A 17,417-nucleotide genomic window follows, 5' to 3' on the forward strand; every position below is an offset into this window, starting at 1 on the left:
CCATGTTCGATAGAATCCTGGCTTTATTCGTACTGGCGTTGGTATTGGGCGTGCCCCTGGGCTTGATCTTCCTGATCACCGGGCAATTCCTGATGGACTTCGTGTTCTTCTACCCGCTGTTCATGTCGGCGCTGTGGATCGCCGGCGGCCTGTACTTCTGGCTGCACTGGGAGCGCCACTGGCCGTGGGAAGAAGACACGCCGGCGCCGACCCTGGCCGGCAACCCGCTGATCTCGATCATCATCCCTTGCTACAACGAAGGCGATAACGCCGCCGAGACCATTCATGCGGCGCTGGGCCAGGTGTACCCGAACATTGAAGTGATCGCCGTCAACGATGGCTCCAAGGACAACACGGCAGCGGTGCTCGATGCCTTGGCCTTGGAGCATCCGCGCCTGCGGGTGCTGCACCTGGCGCAGAACCAGGGCAAGGCCGTGGCCTTGCGCATGGGCGCCGTGGCGGCGCGCAGCGAGTACCTGGTGTGCATCGACGGCGATGCGCTGCTCGACAAAAACGCGGCGGCCTACCTGGTGGCGCCGATGCTCGACAACCCGCGCCTGGGCGCCGTCACCGGCAACCCGCGCATCCGCACGCGCTCGACCTTGATCGGCCGCGTGCAGGTCGGCGAGTTCTCCTCGATCATCGGCTTGATCAAGCGCACCCAGCGTGTGTTCGGGCGGATCTTCACGGTCTCCGGTGTGGTGGTGGCGTTCCGTAAAAAGGCGCTCGACCGCGTCGACTACTGGAGCACCGACATGATCACCGAAGACATCGATATCAGTTGGAAGCTGCAACTCGATCACTGGAGCATCTTCTACGAGCCGCGCGGCCTGTGCTGGATTCTCATGCCCGAAACCGTCGGCGGCCTGTGGAAACAGCGCCTGCGCTGGGCCCAGGGTGGCGCCGAAGTGCTGTTCAAGAACATCCGTGGCATCTGGCAATGGCGGCATCGTTACCTGTGGCCGCTGCTGTTCGAATACTGCCTGTCCACCGGCTGGGCCTTCACCTTCCTGTTGTCGGTGATCTTCTGGGCCGTGGGTAAGTTCATCGTGCTGCCCCCGGCGATCGCGGTGGACTCCCTGGTGCCTCCGGCCTTTACCGGGCTGGTGCTGGCGATGGTGTGCCTGGTGCAGTTTGCCGTGAGCATCCTGATCGACCGGCGCTACGAAAAAGACCTGTGGAAAACCCTGTTCTGGACCGTGTGGTACCCGATGGTGTTCTGGCTGGTCAGCTTGTTCACCACATTGGTCAGTTTTCCCAAGGTGTTGTTCAAGCAGCATCAGAAGCGTGCGCGCTGGGTCAGCCCGGATCGCGGTATCAAACCTGTCAATAAGGACGCGAGATCATGAAACTGGTGAGAACTCGTCAAAACCCGGTGATGTGGGTTATCGATGTGGTGTTGACCCTGCTGGCCTGGGCCGGGCTGATTTGGTTGTTGGTGCGCGGCATTACGTCGATGCTGGACAGCCATGGCGGCCCGCGCCTGGAAGCGCCGATTTTCGCGGCGCTCAACACCCTGCAGATCTACCTGTGGATCGCCCTGTTCAACGCTGTGATCCTGATCAGTTGGGCGCGTTACCAGCAACGCAAGGGACGCAAGTTCGCCCAGCGCCGCGCCGAGGCCAATGCGCTCAGTGATAAGAACCTCAGTGAGAGCTTCAAGCTGGACGAGGGGGCCCTGGAGCAACTGCGCAGGCCGGGTGTGCTGGTCATCCACAACGACGAGCACGGCGGCGTCGAGGACGTGAAGTCGCATGTCTCCCGCGACGTGGAACGCCCGCCGCTGACCCTGGTGCCCGGCCAGGAAAAAGGCAAGGACATCGGCTGAAGGCCAGACCACGCCGCTCTTTGTGGTCGCTGTGGAGCCCCGGCAAGGCTCTACAGCGCCTCCAGCGGTTCTGCAGCATCAGGTTTGCCGCTCGTCGCCAATCGGTTTGCCCTGCAATCTCGATAAATGAGCCCTGGTTCACAAAACTCCTGCGAACTTTTCCGTCTTTCCCGGTACTAACCTAACTCGGCAATAACTTGATGGCCAAGTAGTGGCAATTAATAAGTTATTCGCTGAATCAACATCAAAATAGTTGCCGTTTGTCGGAATAATACTTCCGGTGAGCGCTTGCTTATCTGTTTTGATTATTTTTATGGTTATAAATCAGTGTGTTGCAGAACTATCTAGAACTTTCGTGCAACTAATCCAGTTCCTTGGGTCAGCCGAAGTTCGATGTTAGTTTGCCGCGCCTTGATTTTCGACGGATCGAACATGTCTTTGTTATTGCCACGGACTCGGTATCTTCTGTGTACTTTGCTGCTCGCCTGGTTAAGCCTGAACAGCGCCACGGCCGCCCCCACGCCGGGCGATCAGGACCTGATCCGCGACCGCCAGAACCGCCTGCTCGACGAGCAGCGCCGGCGCCTCGACGAGCTCAAGGACCTGCCCGGCAAAGAAGCCAAGCCCCAGGCCCCGGCCACGCCCGCCGACAGCCGTTGCTTCCCGATCCGGGACATCACGCTCAAAGGCGCCGACAGCCTGCCCGCCACCGACCGCGAGCGCCTGCTCAAACCCTATGTCGGCCAGTGCCTGGGCGTGTCGCAGCTCAATGAACTGCTCAAGGTCATCACCGATTACTACATCGACAAAGGCCGGGTCACCAGCCGCGCCTACTTGCCGCAACAAGACCTTTCCAGCGGCCACCTCCAGGTGCTGGTGGTTGAAGGCAAACTCGAAGGACTCAAAGGCGCCCAAGGCAGCAGCGTGACCGATCGCGAGCTGGCCATGGCCTTTCCCGGCAAGGTCGGCGAGGCGCTCAACCTGCGCGAAGTCGAGCAACTGGTGGACCAGCTCAACCGCCTGCCCTCCAAGCAGGCGCAAATGGAACTGACCCCCGGCACCCAGGTAGGCGGCAGTGACGTCGTGGTCAAGAACACCCCGCAAAAGCCCTGGCGCGCCAGCCTGTCGCGCAACAACGACGGGCAGAAAAGCACCGGCGAACAGCAATGGGGCGCCGGCCTGGAGTGGGACAGCCCGCTCGGCCTGGCCGACCAACTGGTGCTGCGCGGCGGCCACGATGCTGTCAGCGACCACCAGAAAACCTCGAAAAACAGCATGCTCTACTACAACGTGCCGTGGGGCTGGTGGAACTTCAGTTACACCTACAACGAGAGCGACTACCGCACCTTTGGCGTGACCAACGACTACAAATTCAAGCAGAACGGCGACAACCAGAATCACCAGTTGCGCGCCGAGCGGGTGGTCCATCGTGACGATGTGAGCAAGACATCGCTGAACGTCGGCGTGGCGCACCTGCGCACCAACAACTACATCCTCGATACCCGTACCGCCTCGAGCAGCAACCGCCTCAGCGAATTGCAACTGGGCTTCAACCACGGGCGTCGCATCGGCAGCGGGTTCGTCAACGTTGACCTGGGCATGCAGAACGGCATCGGCTTGCTCGATGCCCAGGCCCAGGACGAGCGTGATGACGCTGGCAATCGGCAGCCCAACGCGCGCTATCGCAAATACACCGCCACCGCCAGCTTCCTGCAGCCGTTCACGCTGTGGGGCGAGTCGTTCAGTTTTTCCAGCCTGGCCACCGGCCAACGCAGTGAAGACATCCTGTTCAGTCCACAGCGCATCAGCCTCGGCGGCTCGGCCTCGGTGCGCGGCTTCAAAGACCAGCAACTGAGCGGCGACAGCGGCGGCTACTGGCGCAACGACGTGCGCTGGGCGCGCCCGGTGACGCTCGATTGGCTGCGCCCGGCCTTTGCCGAATACGGCGCCAGCGTCGGCTACGACCAAGGAGTGATCAGCCACGGTCGCTACAACGACGACGTACACGGTCGGGTCTCGAGCAACTCCCTGGAGCTGTTCGCCCGGGGCAAACACGTCAGCACCAGTGTGACGTTTGCCCATTCTTTGGAACGCCCGGCAGTGATGAGCGAGCGCGAAGCGCCGATCTACTTCCGCATGGATTTCTTCCTGTAATTCAACGCCCCGTTACATCGAGAATTTGAAAATGGATGTTCGCCAATTTGCCTTCCTGGCCCGCCAACCTTCTGCCGCCATGAAGCCGCGCGACGCGTTCTTCGGCCTGCCCAAGCGCGGGCTGGCATTGATCCTCGCCAACGCGCTGTTCTGGCAGCCGCTGCTGGCCCAGGCCGAGGGCATCGTGGTCAGCGCGCCCGGCACCACCGTCGGCGCCGCGGGCAATGGCGTGCCGGTGGTGAACATCGCCACACCGAACGGCAGTGGCCTGTCGCACAACCAGTTCAAGGACTACAACGTCGGCCCCAACGGCGTGATCCTCAACAACGCCAGCGGCGCGGTGACCAACACCCAGCTGGGCGGCTACATCGTCGGCAACCCCAACCTCAAGGGCGGCGCGGCCAGCGTCATCCTCAACGAAGTCAACGGCGGCAACCCCAGCCAGTTGCGCGGCTACACCGAAGTAGCGGGGCAGTCGGCCAAAGTCATCGTCGCCAACCCCTACGGCATCAGTTGCAACGGCTGCGGCTTCATCAACACCCCCAACGCCACCCTGACCACCGGCAAACCCGTCATCGATCCGACCGGTCAACTGAAAAGCTACCAGGTCGACGGCGGCGCGGTGACCATTGACGGCCAGGGCCTGAACGCGAGCAACGTCGACCGCTTCGAAATCATCACCCGCTCGGCCAAGATCAACGCGCAAATCAACGCGCGCCAACTCACCGTGATTGCCGGTCGCAATGACGTGGATGCACAAACGTTGAACGCCACCGCACGCGCCGATGACGGCAGTGCCAAGCCTGAGCTGGCAATCGACTCCAGCGCCTTGGGCGGCATGTACGCCGGCGCGATCAAACTGGTCGGCACCGAAGCCGGCGTGGGTGTGAAGCTCGACGGTACGTTGGCGGCCAGTGGTGGGGATATTCAGCTTGATGCCAATGGCCATTTGAGCATGGCGCAAACCCAGGCCACCGGTAACGTCAAGGTCACGGCGCAGAACGTCGACCTCACCGACAAGGTCTACGCCGCCGGCAACGTGCAAGTGACCAGCGCCCAGGCCCTGGTCAACCAGAAGAGTGTGGCCGCCGGCCAACGCATCGACATCAATGCGGCCACGGTCAACAATCCCGGCATCATCGAAGCCGGCGTCGCCGCCGACAACACCCGCAATACCACCGGCGACCTGGTGATTAACGCGCAAACCGTCACCACCACCGGCAACCTTCTGGCCAGCCGCAACCTGGCGATTACCGCCGCGCAGGCGTTGACCAACCAGGGTGCGATCATCCAGGCCAAAACCGTCGACGTCAGCAGCGCCAAATTGACCAACCAGGGCGCTACGGCACGCCTGTTTGGCGAACAAAGCCTGGCGCTCAACTCGCCGGCCATCGTCAACCTCGGCGGCCTGATTCGTTTTGGTGACGGCCAGGCCGCAAGTCTCAACAGCGCCTCGCTGGATAACCGCCAGGGCCGCATCGAAATGGCCGGCGGCAGCTTGGTGCTCACCAGTGCCGACCTCAACAACAACGGCGGACAAATCATCGCCAACAATCTGACCGTGAATGCGGGCAGCCTCAACAACCAGAACGGCGTAGTGGTCGCCGGCGCCACCACCGTGAACGCCACTGACCTGGATAACAGCCTCAAGGGCCTGATCCAGGCCGACGCCGGCGCGCTCACCCTCAACGTCACCAATGCCTTCAACAACAGCCAGGGGTTTGCCCAGGCCAGCACGGATCTGAACCTCAACGCCGGCAGCCTCAGCAGTAACGCCAATGGCGTGCTGAGCGCCGACACCGGCAAGCTTACCCTCGTGACTGCGCAACAGCTCAATAACGCACAGGGCCGTTTGCAGGCAGGCAAGGGCGATATTGAACTGCATGCCGCGAGCCTGGATAACCAGAGCGGCGTGATCGTCGGCAAGCAACTGTTGCTCGCCGCCGGTGACATCGACAACCGCGCCGGCACCGTGCTGGGCAACGCCGTCGATGTGACCGCCGGGACCCTCAACAACAGCAGTAAAGGCTCGTTGATCAGCGATGCCGGTGACGTGACGCTCAACATCAGCGACCTGCTGACCAACACCGGTGGCGCGATTGACGCTGGCGAACGCAGCGTGCTGGTCAAACAGCTCACCACCCTCAACAACAGCGGCGGCCTGCTGCGTGGCAAGCGCCTGGACATCACCGCGCAGCATCTGAACAACGATAACGGCCAACTGCTGGCCGGCAACCTCGGCCTGAACTACAGCGGCCAAGAGCTGAGCAACCGCAAAGGCCTGATCCTCAGCGGCGGCGCCCTCACCGAATTGACCACCGGCAGCCTGGACAACCAGGGCGGCACCGTGCAGGGCGATACCCTGACCGTCACCGCCGACTCGGTCGACAACGGCAGCGACGGCCTGATGGCGAGCCTGATCGGCAATCTGCAACTGACCGTTGAAGCCCTGGCCAACCGCGGCGGCAAGCTGTTCGGCAAAGAGCAGGTGACCATCAGCGGCGCCACCCTCGACAACAGTGCGGGCGGCCAGCTCAGCGGCAATCAGCTCAACCTCACGTCACGCGACACCCTGACCAACCGGGGCGGCCTGATTGAGGCCAACCAGGGCCTGACCGTCGGTGGCGGCAACCTCGACAACAGCGCGGATGGTCAACTGCGCACCTTGAAAGGGATCACCAGCAGCATCAACGTCAGCGGCGCAGTCAATAACCAGAATGGCATTCTGGAGTTTGGCAGCCAGGGCTTCAGCCTCGACGCCGCCAGCCTGAACAACCAGTCCGGCCAATTGCAGCACGCCGGCAGCGGCCTGATGCGCGTCCACACCGCCAGCCTCACCGGCAGCCAGGGCAACATCAACGGCATGGGCACAGCCGACTGGGCATTCGGCAAGGTCGATGGTCTGGGCCGTGTGCAACTCAACGAAGTCATCACCTATAAAAGCAGCCAGGCGCTGGCGCTGAAAGCCGGTGACCGCATGGCCAGCGGCAAGGGCCTGGTCATCGACGTGGCCAGCCTGGATAACGGCGGCGAACTGCTGAGCGACGGTGACCTGAGCATCACCACCGGCGACATGACCAACAGCGGCCGCGTATCGGCCCTGCAAACGCTCACCGTTACAGCCAATAACCTGAGCCAGAACGGCGGCCGTCTGGCCGGCACCGACACCCGTCTGAGCCTGACCGGCACCCTCGACAGCCTCGGTTTCCTCACCGCACGTCAGCAACTGGATATCGCGGCGGCGCAGATCAATAACCGTGGCACCTTGGGCGCCCAGGGCGCGGTGAACCTGACCGCCGTGAATGGCATCACCAACGCTGCCGATTCGCTGTTGTTCAGCGGCGGCGATATGACCTTGCGCAGCAATGGTTTCAGCAACCTCTATGGCGATGTCTACAGCAAAGGCAACTTGAGCTTCGCCGCACAGGATGGCGGGCGTGCCGTGCTGTTCAGCAACCGCTCCGGCACCGTGGAAAGCGAAGGCTCGATCGGTATCAATGCAGGCTTTATCGAAAACGCCAAAGATGCGTTCGAACTCGGGCAGACGCTTACCACAGGCAGCTTGAGTTGGATCTGTGGCCAGCACTGCGGCGAGAAAGACAACTGGGAAAAAGGCCTGATCACCATCTACGAGACGTACCTTGAGGCGGCGACCAAAGATTCGGTGGCGGCGCGCCTGGTGGCTGGCAAAAACATGCTGCTGCAAGGCGACAATGTGCAGAACCGCTACAGCCTGATGGCTGCCAATGGCGACCTGAGTATCACCGCCGGTGACTTGCTCAACCAGGGCGCCGCCACGCGCACAGGGCAGCGCAAGATTGTTGTTAGCACGCCAGGTCGCATTTCCGACGATTTGTTTGAAAGCATGCAATATGTCGATGTTCCCGCTTTCAATGCGGCCACGGCGGCTGGGCATTTCGATAAGGCGCGCTTCGAAGAACTGAAAAACCGCTCACCCAATAGCTTGCCTTTCGCCCACTTAAGCGACGTCACCACCTGGACCCCCAACGCCGGCCATGAGTACGACGCCACGCTTCAGGCCGGTGGTACGGTCGACCTTTCCAAAGTCACCCGAAAAACGCAAAACGGCACGCTGCACGAAAACACCCTGGCGCAACTGACCGGCACCCTCGGCGATGACCAGACCGGTGTCCCGGTCGGTGGCATCAACATCAACCTGAGCCAACACGCCAACAACCCCGGCGCCCAGGCGCCTGGCAGCGTACTGCCGGTGGTTACCCCTGCAGCGGGTGGCGGTTTCGTACCCGTTGACTACACCGGCGTGGCCTTCGCCCCGGTCGACCCCACCACCGCGCCCAACTTCCAGTTGCCCAAGGGCGAGTACGGCCTGTTCGTCAAAAACGCCGACCCCACCAGCCACTATCTGATCGAAACCAACCCGGAATTTGCCAGCCTCACCGGCTTCTTCAGCTCCGACTACATGCTCGGCAAACTCGGCTTCACCAGCGACAACGCCTGGCGCCGCCTCGGTGATGGCCAATACGAAAGCCGCCTGATCCGCGACGCGGTGCTCGCGCAAACCGGCCAACGCTTCCTCGCCGGCGGCCTGACCAGCGACGCCGACCAGTTCCGCTACCTGATGGACAACGCCCTGGCCAGCAAGGACGCCCTGCGCCTGAGCCTCGGCGTGTCCCTCACCGGCCAGCAAGTCGGCGCCCTGACCCACGACATCGTGTGGATGGAAAACCGCGTCATCGACGGCCAGACCGTCCTCGTGCCGGTGCTCTACCTGGCCCAGGCCGACTCGCGCAACGTACGCGGCAACAGCCTGATCCAGGGCCGTGACCTCAACCTGTTCACTGGCGGTGACCTGATCAACGTCGGCACCCTGCGCGCCAGCAACAACCTCTCCGCCGCCGCCGGCGGCAGTCTCTACAACGGCGGCCTGATCGAAGCCGGCAACAACCTGAGCCTGCTGGCCCAGGACAGCATCCGCAACGCCATGGCCGGCGAAATTCGCGGCAAGCAAGTGAGCATGGCGGCGGTCAGAGGCGACATCACCAACGACAACACCGCCATCCAGGTGCGTGACGGCGCGGGCATGCGCACCCTCACCGACAATGGCACCAGCCTCATCGTCGCCCGCGAAAACCTGGCCATGAACGCCGGGCGCGACCTCATCACCCGAGGCGCCCTGGCAGGTGGCACCGACGTCACCTTAACCGCCGGCCGCGACATCAGCATCCTGCCCGTCAGCGACACCAGCGTGAAACACGCCTTCAGCGACGGCGGGCAAAAATCCAGCATCACCACCGACGTCAAAAACCTCGCCGCCAGCGTCACGGCGGGCGGCAACCTCAACATGAAAGCCGGGCAGGACGTCAACATCATCGGCAGTAATGCCACCGCCGGCAAAGACTTCAACATCGACGCCGGGCGTGACTTCAACGTGGCGTCGGTCAGCGATGTGCACAACGTCGAAGGCAAGGAGAAGCACGGCAAGAAGCGCATCAAAACCTCGGATGACCAGACCACCCAAGTGGCGAGCGTGCTGACGGCGGGTGGGGATTTTGTCAGCCAGGCGGGGCGTGACACCACGATCGTGGCGAGCAAGATCAGCGCGGGGAATGAGGCTTATCTGTATAGCGACCGACGCCTCGGATTACTGGCAGCGCAAAATAGCTCGTATACCTTGTACGACATGAAGAAAAACAGCGGCTGGGGCAGTAAGGAAACCCGCCGGGACGAAGAGACACGAGTCACGCACGTCGGCACCGAAATCAATGCGGGCGGCGACATCGCCTTGGTGAGTGGCGGTGACCAGTTGTATCAGCATGCCAAACTCACCGGAGATAAGGACATCACGATTCTCAGCGGTGGCTCGGTGACGTTCGAGGCGGTCAAGGACTTGCATCAGGAGAGTCACGAAAAGAGTAAAAGCGACTTAGCCTGGACCAGCGCCAAAGGCAAGGGCAATACTGACGAGCTGCTGCGTCAGACTGAAATCGCCGCGCAGGGCAAATTTGCTATCCAGGCGGCTGATGGCTTGAAGATTGATATCAAGCATATCGACCAACAGTCTATATCCCAGACCATTGATGTGATGGTCAAAGCTGACCCCCAATTGGCTTGGCTCAAAGAGGCAGAAAAGCGCGGAGATGTGGATTGGAGAAAAGTGCAGGAGATGCATGACTCCTTTAAATATAGTCACTCCAGCCTTGGCCAGGGCGCAATGTTGGCAATCATCATTGTGGTCACCGCCTTGACTGCGGGCGCTGCGAGTGGCGCGTTAGGAGCTGCGGCAGGGGCTGGTGCGGGCTCAGGCACTGCGATGGCGGCAGCGGGCAGTTCCGCGATGGTGACGGCAGGTACTGCAGTTGGGACTGCGGCGGCAGGATGGGGGAACATGATGATCACCACCGCGCTTTCTTCCATGGCGGGTACCGCAGCGGCGAGCACTATCAACAACAAAGGCAACATTGGCCTGGTGCTTAAGGACGTGACGAGCCAAGACGCTCTGAAAGGGTATGCCACGGGTGCGGTAATCGCCGGCTTTGGCGCAGCCTTCACCGACGGTTGGGGCAGAGAGTTGACGTCTGAGGGCAACTATAAAACGGTGAGTTACGCGGAGCGGGTTAAAGCCTATACCGCGAATACGGCGTTGAAAGGCGTGCTGAGCGGCAAAGATAAAAGCTCTTGGCTGACGATCGCGGGCACTGGAGCGTTGACTGAAATTTATCAATATTCCGCTGGGCGCGGTCCGGATACACGACCGGGAGTCGACAGAGTGAAGGGGCCTGAATACGAGGTGTTACCTGATGGATTTGTTCCTCGTGGAGTCTACAACGGGGTAGACAGAGATGGTAAAAATATCGGTCTCAATCTAACCGAAGGCTGTGGCATATTTTCTATTTGTCATGGCACTCCAATTAGTAATGGGTTAAATCAAGTTCCTGGATTTAATTCTTTCGCGACCTTGCATGACACATGGATGAGTGATTTGGAAACGTACAAGGGAGATGAAATGTCGTTTCTTGAAAATATTGGAAGTATGCCCCCGGCGCTATTTGTTAACTATGGTGCGATCTATGACAAATATCGGCCTCAAATCGAAGCGGAGAAAAAACGTGCGCAGAATTAGTCTCTTTGTATTATTCGCCTTTTTAATCACAGGGTGTGCACCTTCTTACTCTGGATGGAAGAACAGTAAGGATGCTTGGGTGGGAACAACATTGGATTCGCATAATCACTCCATTTGTCAACGAGATTGTGGCGGGTCGCTATGGTCCCCGGTGAATAAAAATCGCGTGTTTGATCGTGTTGTTGCTGAAGGAAAAAATAAACGGATTTACATTACGTGGATCAGGGATTGCCATTACTCTGTGTTGGTTTCCGAGGAGGGTATCATTAGAGCGTGGCGGCCCGAGGGAAGCAGTGATGAAAATTGCTATATATACTAGTGGAAATAGGGGGCAGACCAGAATGGCACTTACTTAACCTTCTTCGGATGCCCATTCTTGCGTACCTCGGCCCTTGCCGCTCCTCGTGCCTGCATCAGCTTGGGGTAAGGTTTTGGCCTTCGTTTTACAGAAATAGGTAGGGGTCAGACCACGTTTTGCATTTATGGAGTTTTTGTGACTATTGTTCAGTCCTTTAAAAAGAGAGTTCTCCGAGGAGTGGTATGTCGTCCGAAGGCTGTTTTTTCTTAGTCTTATAATGGTGGTCTGACCCCTATTTCTCATAGGGCAACAGATATCCTTGTTGAGCAAAATATCAGAAATATTTCTGTAAGGGTGGCACCTTAATGACTAAATATAAGCTTGAATTTCGACATAGACCTAATTTTTCAGAGTCTATCGAAGATAGGCATAATAATTTTTTGAGAGCTGTAAGCGATTTGGGCGTTCCATGGGGTTTGAGCGATTCCCTTAAAGTTCCCCCTATTGGAAGCGAGTTGGTGACCTCGGCGTCATTAGATAAGCTACTTCCAGTCGGCGTTAAAGGTCGTATTTCATACGCCCTGCGAGATCAGAAGTATCTGGAAGATGATGCGCAGTTTGATGATACTCTATTTATTGAATTTACAGCTTCAAAAGTCGACTATTCAGATTTGTTGAAAGTTGTTTTTCCTAGATATATTAAGGCGTTTGGTTCCTATCGCTCGGCTTTGCATGATTGGAGTGTTACGAGAAGCGATTGGCCTTTAGTGGTAGAAGCTTGTGAAGCTACAAAGAAAGACGTCAATGGTAGGGATGGTGTTTTTCGTATAAATGCAGCGAATTATTTCGATAAGGAATTGTGTTTTCGTGCTTTTGGAAAGGGACCTCGTGAACTTGTTGATTTAATATGTGATTATGTAGAAGAAGTGCGTGAGTTTGAAGATGGAGTTTTGATTGTGATTAGTTATAATCCGCTATCTGCCGACGAGCTCCTCAGTGCGGGTGATCGACTAAAAAGCTTGGTGATTTGATTGTTTTTTTGGGTCAAAATGGTCGGTGTAGGGCTGTTTTGACTGGGCCTGGTAGAGTTGTTGGGAAGATTCTGCTTTTATGGTTCTTTAATAAAATTGTTTTATATATCGGCCGGGCAGTTATGGTTTAACTGCCCGGATTCTGCTTTAGATCTTCGAGTTTGATTTCCGTCCAATAACATCCAGCAGATCGCACCCATCCCGCAGCGGTATAGCCAGCAGCAGCGCAAAATCATGCAACACAACCGCATCACTGCTGATCTTTTCCCGAAATGCCAGATTCTCCAAAAACTGAGTCACCGCACGAATACGATACGCGGCAGCCTCATGGAGGACATCGAGGGGCGCTTGCGTGTCGATCACCAACGCGGGAATGGTTGAGTCGTGGCCTGTTAATGGCATGGGAAATAGGGGAAATAGGGGTCATAGGGAAATAGGGGTCAGACCACGTTTTGCATTTATGGAGTTTTTGTGACTATTGTTCAGTCCTTTAAAAAGAGAGTTATCCGAGGAGTGGTATGTCGTCCGAAGGCTGTTTTTTCTTAGTCTTATAATGGTGGTCTGACCCCTATTTCTCTAATTGGTTCGCTGGTGCCGACAAAGCAGGTGCAAGTACTAGCACCGTCCAAGGTGTTAACCCGAGTGCGGGCTCAACCTTGGCGGTTACTAACTCCTCCAAAGATATTTTCACCTGGACGTCAGCGGGTGATATCGCCCTGCGCACTGGAGGTCGGGCGGTAATCTCTAGCGGGATTTCTACGGCCATCCAGGGCGGAAGTTTCGGCGACAATTTCAATGCTGCCTTGCTGGGAGAGGCTGGCAACGTTGCGATGGCTACCGGTTTTAATTGGGTGGGTGACTACGTCACCTTCCCGAATGGAAGCCCTCAAAAGATCATTGCTCATGCATTGATGGGCGGATTGCTGGCGGAAGCGACCGGCAGTGATTTCAAAACCGGGGCTGCGGCGGCTGGGTTGAATGAAGCGCTCATCAATCAATTAACTTGGGCCGCCCAAGGCAATAAAGACATCACTTTGATGCTTTCACAACTGACTGGGTTGTTAGCAGCGGCGGCGGTTGATGGTGATTTAGAGAAAGGCTCTCAGATTGCTCAGAAGGCGACGACGTTTAACTACCTTTACCACAAAGAAGTCGAGGAGATGCTTCGGGAGGTTGACAGCAAAAGTACGGAACAAGAGAAAAGGGCGGTTAGGGAGCGGTATGCGGCCCTTGATCAGCAGAGAAATGACGAATTGGATGCGCTCTGCGCGCGCGATCCGCAACGCTGCAGGGGTATTGCTATCTCGTTGGCGAACGATGATCAGAAACTCGTCGATCTGGTAGGTAAACTTAGGTCCCAGGGACAGGGTGGTGCTGCTTCTGCTGTAGGTTTTGTGATAGGGAGCAACCTAGACGCTTCCAGCAAAATTGCTGCAGATATCAGCTCTGCTGGCGGTGGGGTGTTGGTTAAGCTCGGGGCGGAGGCTATCAAGGCTGGAGTTGGAGTAACATTACCCTCGCGCTCTGGAGCAGGGAAAGGGAAGGGTAGTCAGGGTGAAGCTGTGGGTCCTGATGTACCGCAGGGTGCAAAAGCGACAGTTCAGGGACCTTTGGTTTCTAAAGGGTCCGATGTAACGCCAGAGATCATTCAAAAAGCATTACAAGGTGATCCTGCTATTAGCGGTCAAAATTTTGTTTCATTACCTGCGGTTCAGAGATACGTTGATCGTCTTCTTAAGGGTGATGTCGCTCCTCCAATTAAAATGGATGGAAATATAATTGTTGATGGGAATCATCGTTATATCGCTGCGAAAATATTAGGGCGAAGTCCAGAGGTGGCTCCAGGAACATTGTCACCGAGCAAAGCTGGACAAACCAAACCTGTATCAGATGTAAAAATTGATCCGGTAGATTGGGGGAATAGATGATAACTATTTACTTTGAGACAGGTGAGACTATGGACTTGCCTTTGGATAGTCTAGCTAATTCTATATTTAGTGGGTTGGAGCTTCATCGTGCAATTTTTGATAATTTTGATGTTTCTGGAGCAAATTTTACAAATTCGAATTTGAGAAATGCATCTTTTAATCACTCTATATTGAATGGGGCGGTAATGCATGGTGCCGCTCTTATGAATGCGACACTGGTTGGCGTACAGATGAAACGGGCGGATCTTTCAAGTGTTATAGCAGTTGGGGCTGACTTTACCGAGGCCGATCTTTCATCGTCTGGTCTGAAAAATGCGGATGTTTTTGGCGCTAGTTTCGTAAGAGCTAATTTATGCGATGTTAATTTTGACGTTAAAAGAATAGAAAACGCTTCTTTTTCTGGTGCTATATATAATGAAGGGACAGTTTGGCCTGAAGGTTTTGATCCTATAATGTTTGGTGCGACCAAAATTTAATTTTAGTCTCTCTATTCGGTGCAAAAGCTACTGGTGGCGCTGCTGGAAAGGTAGATGATCTTGCGTCAACTAAGGTCAAGTGGGTTGATGAGAATGCAGGTATGAGTTCGCGTGCCCGTGATTACAATGACTCAGCAACCGGTGCTCGCTCCAATCCTGCAACCCAATCTGGCCAAGCTCCTGCGCTAGAAAGAACAATGCCGGATGGATCAATAAGGTTGGTTAAATTCGATGGTGTGGATGGTGAAGTTTTAGTTGATCGCAAGATTTCGGTTGGGGAAATAGGGGTCAGACCACGTTTTGCATTTATGGAGTTTTTGTGACTATTGTTCAGTCCTTTAAAAAGAGAGTTCTCCGAGGAGTGGTATGTCGTCCGAAGGCTGTTTTTTCTTAGTCTTATAATGGTGGTCTGACCCCTATTTCTCTTTAATGGTGGGGCCTAGAGTTGATTATCTGCACAAACCGGGGCGGCACTAAGGCCGCCCGATTTTATTCAGGTTGGATCGGCATTGAGCCTGCGGCTGATCACATCCAACAAATCACACCCATCGCGCAGCGGAATCGCCAGTAGATGGGCAAAGTCTTGCAGCACCACGGCATCGCTGCTGAGCTGTTCGCGAAAGGCTAGGTTTTCCAGCAGTTGGGTGACGGCTCGAATCCGGTACACGGCGGCGTCGTGGAGGACGTCGAGGGGTGCCTGAGTGTCGATGAGCAGGGCGGGTACGGTGCTATCGTGACCGGTTAGGGGCATGTATCGATTCATTTGAAGTCTCGTTTAGAGGGTATGAGATCTACCACCTAATCGTCGCCAAACGAATTAGGTGGCAGCTGTACGCAGGTTGGCGAACCGGAAACGAGTAACCGGCAGACCCGAAGGCCTCCCACGCACAGCCGCCATAACAGCGACTCTGCGGGTGCAAAATGCCTGCAAAAAAACGCAGAACGCTTTTGCACTCGTTTACGGATCGCCAAATCCGATCGCCCGGTTGGGCGACGGCCGGACTATAAGCCCCCTGCCCAAAACCACGCAAGGTATAGCACCCCGCCACTCCCTCAAGCCCCGCAGCCCTCAAACGCCCCACCCGGTCGGGTTGCATGGATTGCAGCGTTTTCAAATGACATGAGTGGATGGGGTAATGCTCAAGGCGCGTTACGCGTTCCAAGCCAGAACGCCGCCGGGTCAAGGGCAAACACTGTACCTGTGGCGAGGGAACAAGCTCCCGCGCCACAGGTCGCTTTTCGAGCGTTGTGTTTTTTCACTGAGCAGCGTGAGGGCTGGCCTGCCCTCACAGCGACTTTTGACCTCAGAACAACTTGCGCTGCACCGCCTCATCCAGCGTGCTGCGCGTCAACGCCTCCACCACTTCCCGCGTGTCCGCCTGGAACGGGATGCCCACGATCAGCACCAGGTGCATCCAGGTGCGTACCGACTCACTCTTTTTCACGCGCCCGAGTTCTTTGCCGTCTTTGTCCTTGAACACGGTTTCCAGGGTGAAGGTGTTCTTCGCCGTGGACGGGATGATGAAGAACGTCACGCCAGTGATGATCGCCGAGGCCATGTTGAACTGTTCGTTGTTGTACAGGGTGGCGTCGGCGTAGATGTCCGAGTCGACCTTGTCGGTGCTCACCCGCGAGAAGCGGTTGGACTGGCGAAACGAATCCGCCACGGCCTTTTCCCACAACGCCGCCGGAGCGCCGGCTGCAGTGTTGCCCGGGCCGCTGTTGACCTGGCGGAGCGCGGTGGTACGCACGAACGCCGTGGGTTTTTGCGCCGGTGCGTTGGCGGTCGGCGGCCAGGTTTGCACAGGCGGCAGTTCGTGTTGCGAGTAAGACACGCAACCTGTCAGCAAGATGGCCGCGAGGACCAGGCTGTGTTTGATCAATCCTTTCATGTGTCGCTCCTTGAAATTACGGTTTGGCCAGCTTCGCGGTAGCGGTGTCGAGCAGTTGCGCGACCAGTTCGTTCAGTTGCTTGGCGCCCATGGTTGGGGCCCAGTATTCGCGACCGTAGAGGCCGACGTTGCGCTCGAACTTGACCTCGTGTTTGGCGCTCGCCAGTTCCTTGCCATCGCGATCGACGATCACCAGGTCGCCGGCCACGTCAAAGGTGTCGACGTAGATTGGGCCGTTGACCCAGATCCAGACCGTCAGCGTCAGCAAGGCGCCGGGGACATAGCCTGGGTGTATGCCACGGTGGCCCTTGAGGGAGGTCATGTTGAACTTGAGCGACACGTCCTGCTCGCCCAGGCGCACGGGGTATTCGGTGACCTGCTTGAAGTAGCCCGCAGTACTCACGTACTGATTGAGCTGAGCGGTCAGCGAGCGGCTGATCGCGGTCTTGTTGGCGTCGTTGACGTCGGCGACGCTCACCGTCACATCGGCGACTTGTGCGCTGCGCGGGCTGGTGACGGCGGCAGGGTGGAGCGGGGCGCCAATGGGGCCGGTGACGGTGTAGGACACACAACCGGTCATCGACAGGGCGGCGATCAGGGTCGCTGCTCGGAAGAGGTTTTTCAACACGCAATATCCCTATTAATAAATGAGCCAGGCCACTGTCTCGACTGACGGGCCGAAAACTTGAGGAATGTGCGTCACCGCAC

12 protein-coding genes are annotated in these 17,417 nt (G+C 57.4%); 8 read left to right on the plus strand and 4 right to left on the minus strand.

From position 1 onward, the window contains the following. Positions 1–2: 2 nt before the first annotated feature. From pgaC to LQ249_RS01800, 5 genes are all read left to right on the plus strand, one after another. Positions 3–1,349, plus strand: a complete 1,347-nt coding sequence (gene pgaC, locus LQ249_RS01780) for a poly-beta-1,6-N-acetyl-D-glucosamine synthase (protein ID WP_046385106.1) — start codon at positions 3–5, stop codon at positions 1,347–1,349. Further along, positions 1,346–1,828, plus strand: coding sequence for a poly-beta-1,6-N-acetyl-D-glucosamine biosynthesis protein PgaD (pgaD, locus tag LQ249_RS01785; RefSeq protein WP_046385105.1), 483 nt, complete (start codon positions 1,346–1,348; stop codon positions 1,826–1,828). Before pgaC ends, pgaD begins: the two co-directional genes overlap by 4 nt. 432 nt (positions 1,829–2,260) lie before the next feature. Beyond that, positions 2,261–3,982: a ShlB/FhaC/HecB family hemolysin secretion/activation protein gene (locus tag LQ249_RS01790; protein WP_046385104.1), complete on the plus strand. Its 1,722-nt coding sequence runs from the start codon at positions 2,261–2,263 to the stop codon at positions 3,980–3,982. Between the two features lie 31 nt (positions 3,983–4,013). Next, positions 4,014–11,084, plus strand: coding sequence for a two-partner secretion domain-containing protein (locus LQ249_RS01795; RefSeq protein ID WP_232566138.1), 7,071 nt, complete (start codon positions 4,014–4,016; stop codon positions 11,082–11,084). A gap of 663 nt (positions 11,085–11,747) precedes the next feature. Then, the gene (locus tag LQ249_RS01800; RefSeq protein ID WP_079442594.1) at positions 11,748–12,413 is read left to right on the plus strand and encodes a hypothetical protein; all 666 of its coding nucleotides are present in this window, start codon (positions 11,748–11,750) and stop codon (positions 12,411–12,413) included. 147 nt (positions 12,414–12,560) lie between these two features. Here LQ249_RS01800 and LQ249_RS01805 read toward each other — a convergent pair whose 3' ends face one another. After that, complete coding sequence (locus tag LQ249_RS01805; RefSeq protein WP_057006050.1) at positions 12,561–12,815, minus strand: hypothetical protein; 255 nt, start codon at positions 12,813–12,815, stop codon at positions 12,561–12,563. A gap of 254 nt (positions 12,816–13,069) precedes the next feature. On the opposite strand from LQ249_RS01805, the gene LQ249_RS01810 reads away from it, so the two are divergent. The 3 genes from LQ249_RS01810 (at position 13,070) to LQ249_RS01820 (ending at position 15,140) form a co-directional block, all read left to right on the plus strand. Continuing rightward, on the plus strand, positions 13,070–14,341 hold the full coding sequence (locus tag LQ249_RS01810; RefSeq protein ID WP_057006051.1) for a DUF637 domain-containing protein: 1,272 nt from the start codon (positions 13,070–13,072) through the stop codon (positions 14,339–14,341). Positions 14,342–14,370: 29 nt separating this feature from the next. Beyond that, complete coding sequence (locus tag LQ249_RS01815; RefSeq protein WP_227778761.1) at positions 14,371–14,817, plus strand: pentapeptide repeat-containing protein; 447 nt, start codon at positions 14,371–14,373, stop codon at positions 14,815–14,817. Between the two features lie 101 nt (positions 14,818–14,918). Further along, positions 14,919–15,140 (plus strand): hypothetical protein, encoded by a 222-nt coding sequence (locus LQ249_RS01820; RefSeq protein ID WP_128192263.1) that lies wholly within the window; start codon positions 14,919–14,921, stop codon positions 15,138–15,140. A gap of 170 nt (positions 15,141–15,310) precedes the next feature. Here LQ249_RS01820 and LQ249_RS01825 read toward each other — a convergent pair whose 3' ends face one another. The 3 genes from LQ249_RS01825 to LQ249_RS01835 all read right to left on the minus strand — a co-directional run bounded on the left by LQ249_RS01825 (position 15,311) and on the right by LQ249_RS01835 (position 17,337). After that, entirely contained in the window at positions 15,311–15,568 is a 258-nt protein-coding gene (locus tag LQ249_RS01825) for a hypothetical protein (protein WP_046385097.1), read from the minus strand. A 553-nt stretch (positions 15,569–16,121) separates the two neighbouring features. Next, a complete protein-coding gene (locus LQ249_RS01830) occupies positions 16,122–16,709 on the minus strand; it encodes a hypothetical protein (RefSeq protein ID WP_046385096.1) in 588 nt (195 codons plus the stop codon). A gap of 16 nt (positions 16,710–16,725) precedes the next feature. Continuing rightward, positions 16,726–17,337: a hypothetical protein gene (locus tag LQ249_RS01835; protein WP_046385095.1), complete on the minus strand. Its 612-nt coding sequence runs from the start codon at positions 17,335–17,337 to the stop codon at positions 16,726–16,728. Positions 17,338–17,417: the final 80 nt, after the last annotated feature.

This window comes from Pseudomonas sp. 7-41, assembly GCF_021233075.1.
GTDB lineage: Bacteria > Pseudomonadota > Gammaproteobacteria > Pseudomonadales > Pseudomonadaceae > Aquipseudomonas > Aquipseudomonas veronii.

Bases quoted from the DNA above. Each gene is read 5' to 3' on its own strand.
- LQ249_RS01825 (WP_046385097.1), bottom strand. From the start codon at position 15,568: ATGCCCCTAACCGGTCACGATAGCACCGTACCCGCCCTGCTCATCGAC.
- LQ249_RS01790 (WP_046385104.1), top strand. From the start codon at position 2,261: ATGTCTTTGTTATTGCCACGGACTCGGTATCTTCTGTGTACTTTGCTG.
- LQ249_RS01830 (WP_046385096.1), bottom strand. From the start codon at position 16,709: ATGAAAGGATTGATCAAACACAGCCTGGTCCTCGCGGCCATCTTGCTG.
- pgaC (WP_046385106.1), top strand. From the start codon at position 3: ATGTTCGATAGAATCCTGGCTTTATTCGTACTGGCGTTGGTATTGGGC.
- LQ249_RS01795 (WP_232566138.1), top strand. From the start codon at position 4,014: ATGGATGTTCGCCAATTTGCCTTCCTGGCCCGCCAACCTTCTGCCGCC.
- LQ249_RS01820 (WP_128192263.1), top strand. From the start codon at position 14,919: ATGAGTTCGCGTGCCCGTGATTACAATGACTCAGCAACCGGTGCTCGC.
- LQ249_RS01805 (WP_057006050.1), bottom strand. From the start codon at position 12,815: ATGCCATTAACAGGCCACGACTCAACCATTCCCGCGTTGGTGATCGAC.
- LQ249_RS01800 (WP_079442594.1), top strand. From the start codon at position 11,748: ATGACTAAATATAAGCTTGAATTTCGACATAGACCTAATTTTTCAGAG.
- pgaD (WP_046385105.1), top strand. From the start codon at position 1,346: ATGAAACTGGTGAGAACTCGTCAAAACCCGGTGATGTGGGTTATCGAT.
- LQ249_RS01815 (WP_227778761.1), top strand. From the start codon at position 14,371: ATGGACTTGCCTTTGGATAGTCTAGCTAATTCTATATTTAGTGGGTTG.